At 71.7% G+C, this 6,879-nt stretch carries 5 protein-coding genes; all 5 read right to left on the bottom strand.

Features of this window, described 5'->3' with window-relative positions:
* Positions 1–35: 35 nt before the first annotated feature.
* Positions 36–2,114 carry an acyl-CoA dehydrogenase family protein gene (locus ASG00_RS11190; RefSeq protein WP_056209619.1) on the bottom strand — a complete coding sequence of 693 codons (2,079 nt, stop codon included), beginning with the start codon at positions 2,112–2,114 and terminating at the stop codon, positions 36–38.
* Between the two features lie 225 nt (positions 2,115–2,339).
* Positions 2,340–4,328: a DNA helicase RecQ gene (gene recQ / locus ASG00_RS11185; RefSeq protein WP_056209618.1), complete on the bottom strand. Its 1,989-nt coding sequence runs from the start codon at positions 4,326–4,328 to the stop codon at positions 2,340–2,342.
* 63 nt (positions 4,329–4,391) lie between these two features.
* Positions 4,392–4,724 (bottom strand): putative quinol monooxygenase, encoded by a 333-nt coding sequence (locus tag ASG00_RS11180; protein ID WP_056209617.1) that lies wholly within the window; start codon positions 4,722–4,724, stop codon positions 4,392–4,394.
* Positions 4,721–5,983 carry a four-carbon acid sugar kinase family protein gene (locus ASG00_RS11175; protein ID WP_056209616.1) on the bottom strand — a complete coding sequence of 421 codons (1,263 nt, stop codon included), beginning with the start codon at positions 5,981–5,983 and terminating at the stop codon, positions 4,721–4,723. The genes ASG00_RS11180 and ASG00_RS11175 overlap by 4 nt, the downstream gene beginning before the upstream one ends.
* Positions 5,984–6,040: 57 nt before the next feature.
* Positions 6,041–6,879 (bottom strand): MFS transporter (locus ASG00_RS18215; protein ID WP_235559512.1); only part of this gene is annotated, 839 nt, incomplete at its 5' end.

Below are 6,879 nucleotides of genomic sequence, written 5' to 3'. Positions count from 1 at the left end.
CCCCGCCACGCTAGCGGCGGGATGAGACATCCGGGTCAGCGCTTCTTCTTCTTGCCGAGCGACTTCTCGGTGACCGGGGCGGCGCCGGACGCGGCGAGGTCGCGGTAGTACGCGCGGGCCTCGTCCTGGCGAGCCCGCTCGGCGCCCGACGCGATGGGCGCACGCACGTGCTCGGGCTCGAAGCCCCATGCGTCGACGAGGTCCTGCGCGTGGTGGCGCAACCGCGCGCACAGGCGGTCGATGTACTTGCTCACCGACGCGGCACGGTGGGTCGAGAGGCGCCCATGGATCAGGTACCAGGCGAGGTTCTTCTCGATGAGCTGCAGGCCGAACAGGTCGCGCAGCCAGGTGAGCACCTGACGCGAGTCCTCGTCATCGATGAGCGCGAGGCCGTCGGTGAAGGCCTCCCACTGCAGCAGCTCCGCGTGTGCGCGGGCGGCGGCGATGAGGTCGGCCTGGTTGTCGCTGAACAGCTCGGCGGCGGCCGTCGCATCGAGCTTCGCGGCGGGACGCAGGCGGGTGGCGACATCCGTCACCATCTGCTGCACGCGGCCCGCGAGCAGCTCATGCTGACGCTCGCCGCGAAGGCCGTACTCGACCGACCGGGCGGTGGAGCCTGCGTCGACGAACGCCTGGCCGATCTGCCGCAGACCCGCACCGTGGAACGCGCGCCCGGCCACCTGGCCCACCGCGTACCGGGCGAGCTTGGCGGCATCCGCGCCCTTGAACTGCGTCGCGAAGTCGGTGAGCAGGCGCTTGCCGACCAGCTGCAGCAGGATGTTGTTGTCGCCCTCGAAGGTGACGTAGACGTCGAGGTCGGCGTGGAGTCCGACGAGCCGGTTCTCGGCGAGGAAGCCGGCGCCCCCGCAGGCCTCTCGCGCCTCCTGGATCGTCTCGAGGGCGTTCCAGGTGGACAGCGGCTTCAGCGCCGCCGCGAGGGTCTCGAGGTCCTCCCGCTCCTGCGGGGTGTCGGTGCGGCCGCTGAAGACGCCGTCGAACTTCTTGAGGAACTCGTCGTGCGCGAACGCCTGCGCGTACACCGTCGCGATGCGGGGGATCAGGCGACGGCGGTGCTTGCCGTAGTCGAAGAGAGTCAGCTCGCCCTCGGGCGTGCCGCCGTCGAACTGGCGTCGCTGGTTCGCGTAGGTGACGGCGATCTTCAGCGCGAGCGCCGTGCCGGTGGTCGCGGCGCCGTCGAGCGAGATGCGGCCCTGCACCAGCGCGCCGAGCATCGTGAAGAAGCGGCGACCGGGGCTCGGGATGTCGCTGGAGTACGTACCGTCGGCAGCGACGTCGCCGTACCGGTTCAGCAGGTTCTCGCGCGGCACCCGCACCTGGTCGAAGTGGAGGCGACCGTTGTCGATGCCGTTGAGACCGCCCTTGACGCCGTCGTCCTCTCCGCCGACGCCGGGGAGGAACGCGCCCGCCTCGTCGCGGATGGGTACGAAGAAGCAGTGCACCCCGTAGTTCACGCCGCCCGTGATGAGCTGCGCGAACACGGTCGCCGCCCGCCCGTGCACCGCGGCGTTCCCGAGGTAGTCCTTCCACGCCCCACGGAACGGCGTGTGGATCACGAACTCCGCCGTCTCGACGTCATAGGTCGCGGTCGTGCCGATGGCCGCGACATCCGACCCGTGACCGGTCTCGGTCATCGCGAACGCACCCGGCAGCTTCAGTTCGCGCACGTCGTCGAGCCACAGGTCGTGGTGCTTCTTGGTGCCGAGCTGCTGGATGGCTGCCCCGAACAGGCCCCACTGCACGCCCGCCTTGATCTGCAGGCTGGGGTCGGCGAGCACGAGCTCCTCGAAGCCGGCGATGTTCGCGCCGTTGTCGGCACGGCCGCCGTACTCGGTCGGGTAGGCGACCCCCGACACGCCGGCATCGACGAGCAGCTGCAGCTGCCCGAACACGCGCTCACGGTGATCGTGGATGGTGAGCCCGTCGACCTTCCAGAAGGCGGAGTCCTTGATCATCTGACGCGCCTGCCGGCGCACGTCGGCCCAGGTGCCGAGCAGGGCGGCGCCGACGGCGGCCTGATCGATGCGGGGCTCGGCGGCGTGCGATGCGCGCTCGGGCTCAGGGGTGGAGACGGGACGGACGGCAGTGTCGACCATGACGTACCTCTCGACGAGGGGATCGGGGATTCGATCCGACGGTAGAAGCCGCACAACTCATGCCCAAGTCGATGGTGGGATTCCTACAGTCGCACCGGGCACCGTCGGCGCGCCGGGTTGTGCGGCGCCGACAGCGGGGCATGACTGTCGCGAGGCAGTGGTCCGGCGCTGCAGTCGAGCCAGTGCTCCGGCGCTGCAGTCGAGCCAGGGGTCCGGCGCCGCGCGTCAGCCGCCGTGCGCGGCGACGACCGCGAGCACGGCGTCGCCGTAGGCCTCGCGCTTCTTCGCCCCGATGCCCGTGATGCCGTCGAGCTCGTCAGCGGCGGCCGGCCGGTGCTCGGCGAGGGCACGCAGGGTCGCGTCGCCGAACACGACGTACGCGGGCACCCCCTGCTCGCGCGCGGTCTGGGCACGCCACTCCCTCAGCGCCTCGAACAGCGGCCGATCGGATGCGTCGAGGGCGTCGGATGCCGCGGCCTTCCGCACCCGCGTCGACCCGCCCGCGCGGCCGAGCACATCCCGCCGCAGCGGCACGGGAGTCTCGCCGCGCAGCACACCGCCGGCGGCCTCGCCGAGCCCGAGCGTGCCGTACTCGCCCTGGGTGACCAGCACCTCGCGGGCGAGCAGCTGCCGTACGACGCTGCGCCAGTCCTGGTCGGAGAGATCGCTGCCGATGCCGAACGTCGCGAGCTCGTCGTGCCGCAGCTGGGTGATGCGCGCGGTGCGGGCGCCGCGCAGGATGTCGATCAGCTGCCCCGCGCCGTACGCCTGCCCGCGCTCGCGCTGCAGCCGCACGATGGTCGACAGCAGCTTCTGTGCGGGCACGAGGCCGTCGAACGTGTCGGGGGGTGTGAGGCAGGTGTCGCAGTTTCCGCACGGCGCCGCGGTCTCGCCGAAGTAGCCGAGCAGGTTCTGGCGGCGGCATCCGACCGTCTCGCACAGGGCCAGCATGGCGTCGAGATGCTGCTGCAGGCGACGTCGATGTGCCAGGTCGCCCTCGGACTGCTCGATCAGCCGCCGCTGCTGCACGACGTCGGCGAGCCCGTAGGCCATCCAGGCGACGGATGCCTCGCCGTCACGGCCCGCGCGACCGGTCTCCTGGTAGTAGCCCTCGACCGATTTGGGCAGGTCGACGTGGGCGACGAACCGCACGTCGGGCTTGTCGATTCCCATGCCGAACGCGATCGTCGCGACCATCACGACGCCCTCGTCGCGCAGGAACCGGGACTGGTTCGCCGCCCGCACCGAGACGTCGAGACCCGCGTGATAGGGGAGCGCATCGAGACCCTGACCGCGCAGGTACTCGGCGGTCTGCTCGACGCTCTTTCGACTGAGCGCGTAGACGATGCCGGCCGAACCCTCGGGCTGCGAGCGGATGAAGCCGAGCAGCTGACGACGCGCGTCGGTCTTCGGCTCGATGCGGTACTGGATGTTCGGCCGGTCGAAGCTGGCCACGAAGTGACGCGCGTCGTCGAGACGCAGGCGACGCCCGATCTCGGCGTGCGTCTCGCGGGTCGCGGTGGCCGTGAGCGCCATGCGCGGCACTCCGGGGAAGTCGTCGACGAGGTCGCCGAGCACCAGGTAGTCGGGACGGAAGTCGTGACCCCACTGCGAGACGCAGTGGGCCTCGTCGATCGCGATCACGCTCAGCGAGCCGCGCCGCAGGAGCGCGCGCGTGTCGGGCACGTTCAGCCGCTCGGGCGCGACGTAGAGCAGGTCGAGCTCGCCCGCGAGGTACTCGCGCTCGACACGGGCGCGCTCGGGGCCGCTGAGGGTGGAGTTGAGGTACTCGGCTCGCACGCCGTTGGCACGCAGCGCCTCGACCTGGTCGTGCATGAGGGCGATGAGCGGGCTCACGACGAGCCCCGTGCCCGGACGCACGAGCGCCGGCACCTGGTAGGTCACGCTCTTGCCGCCGCCGGTCGGCATGAGCACGATCGCGTCGCCGCCCGCGACGACATGGGCGACGATGTCGGCCTGGTCGCCGCGGAACGCACCGTAGCCGTAAACCTCGTGCAGCACCGTGAGCGGGTCGGCGCCGTCGAAGCTGCGCCGGGGCGCGGATGCCGCGGCATCCGTCACGTCGCCGACGGGTGCCGATGCCGGTGCATCGAGCACGTCGGGCGGCGGCGCCCAGTCCTCCGGCGGCGGCGCCCAGTCATCGAGCGGCTCGAGCCCGTCGTACTCGTCGAAGGCGGGGGCGGGCGTGCTCACCCCTCCAGGGTAACGAGGACACCGGACGCCCGGAGGCCGGCCCCGCCCTGCGGGGACGACCGGCTACTCCCCCGCGCCGTGGAGGAGTCCGCGCTCGGCGTCCCCGGCGGGGATCGGGGTCATGACGGTCACGACCACCGGCGCCGCGAGGTGCTCGGCGATGTCGGCGTTCAGACGCGCGATCGCCGCACCGGTCGCATGGGCCTCGAGGTCGGCCGCGCTCGCCCACTTCTCGAGCATGGTGATCGTGCCGTCCGCCGCGTCGTGGATGGCGTAGAGGAGGCATCCGCTCTCGGCGTGGGTGAGGGCGATGCCCGCGGCCATGGCCTCCACGAGCTGCTGCGTCGCGCCCTCACGGGGGTGGAAGACGGCGGTGACGACGACCGGAGCGCTCATCGCACGACCTCCGTCTCGGGGGCGCCGACGGCACGCAGCACGTCGACGAGGGTCTCCGGCCCGCCGACGTTGCCCGGCACGACGACGTAAAGGCGGTCGCGGCCGTCGCGGCCCGTCACCTGCCACACCGAGACCCCGGGGAGCACCTGGCCGAGAACGAGAGCGGATGTCGCGCCGATGCCGCTCGAGGCGACCTCGGCAGAGGTGATGCCGCCCTTCGCGACGACGACGTCGGCATCGCCGAGCAGCTCGGCGACGGCCGTCGTCAGCGCGGTCATGACGCTCTCGCCGTGCGCGAGCGTGCCGTGGGAGGTCGAGCGCTCGCGCGCCGTGGTGACGTAACCGAACCCCGCTCCGGCCAGCCGCTCGCGTTCGACGGATGCCGCGCGATGCCCCTCGGCGACCGGGTCGGCAAGGGCCGCCGCCGTGTCGAGCACCGTCGGGTCGCCCCAACGCTCCTCGACGAGGGCGAGCTGTCGGGTCGCGCCGTGGGTGTGGGAGCCGCACGCGAGCAGCACGCGGCGCGGATCTGCGACGAGCGGCACGGGGAGGAGGCCGACGCTGGACACATCGGCGATCGCCGCGGCGAGGGGCGAGGCGGAGCGCACGACGACGCCCGCACCCGCCGCCCACGCGGCGTCCAGGGCCGCCGCGATCGCCGCGATGTCCGCGGCATCCACTGCGTCGGGAACGATGACCGTGCCCGGCGCGGCATCCAGGATCACCTGCACCAGGCCTCCGGAGCGCACCGACTCGAGGGGCACCGACACCGCGCGACGGCCCGAGGCCTCCCGCACGTAGTCGACCATCACCGCGGTGCGGAACGGGAACACCGGGTCATCGGCGTACTCGGTCTCGTGCGCGGGCACGTCGACCCCGTCGATGCGCACGTAGTGCACGCCCCCGCGCGTCGTGCGGCCCCCCTCGGGGAACGCAGGCGCGAACACGATCACATCGTCGTCCGCCAGCAGCTCGGCCGTCTCGGCGAACACGTGGCCGCGCAAGGTCGAGTCGCCGCGCAGCACGAAGCGCACCTCGTCGCCGAGCTCTGCCGCCACGTCGAGCGCGAGGCCGCGGATGCGCTGCACGAGCGCGACCGCGGCCGCCTCGTCGAGCGCGCGCGAGTTGGTCTGCACGTACACGCTGTCGCGCTCGGCCAGCGCACGGCCGAGGGCCTCGCGGTCGAGCTGGAGCAGCACGAGCGCCCCGGTCGCCGACTGCGTGCCGGTGGGATCGTCGTCGAGGATGATCGTCTTCACTGTGACTCCTGGAAGAGGGAAGCGGGCGGCGGCAGGCCGCCGCCGCCCGCGAGGGGGTTACTCCGCGGCCGCGATGATGCGGTCGACCTCGGCGCGCTCGCGGCGGCCCCAGGTCTCACGGGTGAGCAGCGCACCGACCAGACCGATGACGCCGACGGCGACGTAGATCCACGCGACACCGCCCCAGCCGAGGCCCACGGCGACCGCCGCCGCGATGAACGGGATGAAGCCCGAGATCGCCGCCGAGAACTGGTAGCCGAGCGAGGCGCCCGAGGTGCGCGTGCCGGTCTTGAACAGCTCGCTGAAGTAGGCGCCCTGCACGCCGGCCAGCATGTCGTGGATGATCGGCAGACCGATGATGTACACCAGCACGATGAGCGCCGGGATTCCGGTGTTCGCGAGCAGGAACATCGGGAAGCCGAACGCGATCGTCAGCACCGATCCCACGATGTAGAGGGAGCGCCGGCCGGTGCGGTCGCTCAAGGCGCCCCACAGCACGGTCGAGACCGCACCGATCGCTGTCGCGATGATGAGGCCCGTCAGCGCGGTGCCACGGTCGGCGTGGTGCGAGGTCGTGAGGTACGAGATCAGGTAGGTCACGACGACGTAGAAGCCGCCGGTCTCGGCCAGGCGCAGCGCGATCACGCGCAGCACCGTGCGCCAGTCGTCGCGGATGACCGTCCACAGGGGGTTCTTCTCGAGCTGTCCGGTCGCCTTCGCCTCTTCGAACTCGGGCGACTCGGCGACCTTGAAGCGGATGATGAGGCCCGCGATGATCAGGATCGCGCTGAAGAGGAACGGCAGGCGCCACGACCACTCGTCACCCAGGTTGCCGGTGAGAAGGAACGCGACGTTGGCGAGGAACACACCCAGCGGCACACCGAGCTGCGGAATCG

The sequence above is a fragment of the Microbacterium sp. Leaf351 genome (genome assembly GCF_001423825.1).
Classification (GTDB): Bacteria; Actinomycetota; Actinomycetes; order Actinomycetales; family Microbacteriaceae; genus Microbacterium; species Microbacterium ginsengisoli.
This window is presented reverse-complemented; position numbering and strand designations above follow the sequence as displayed.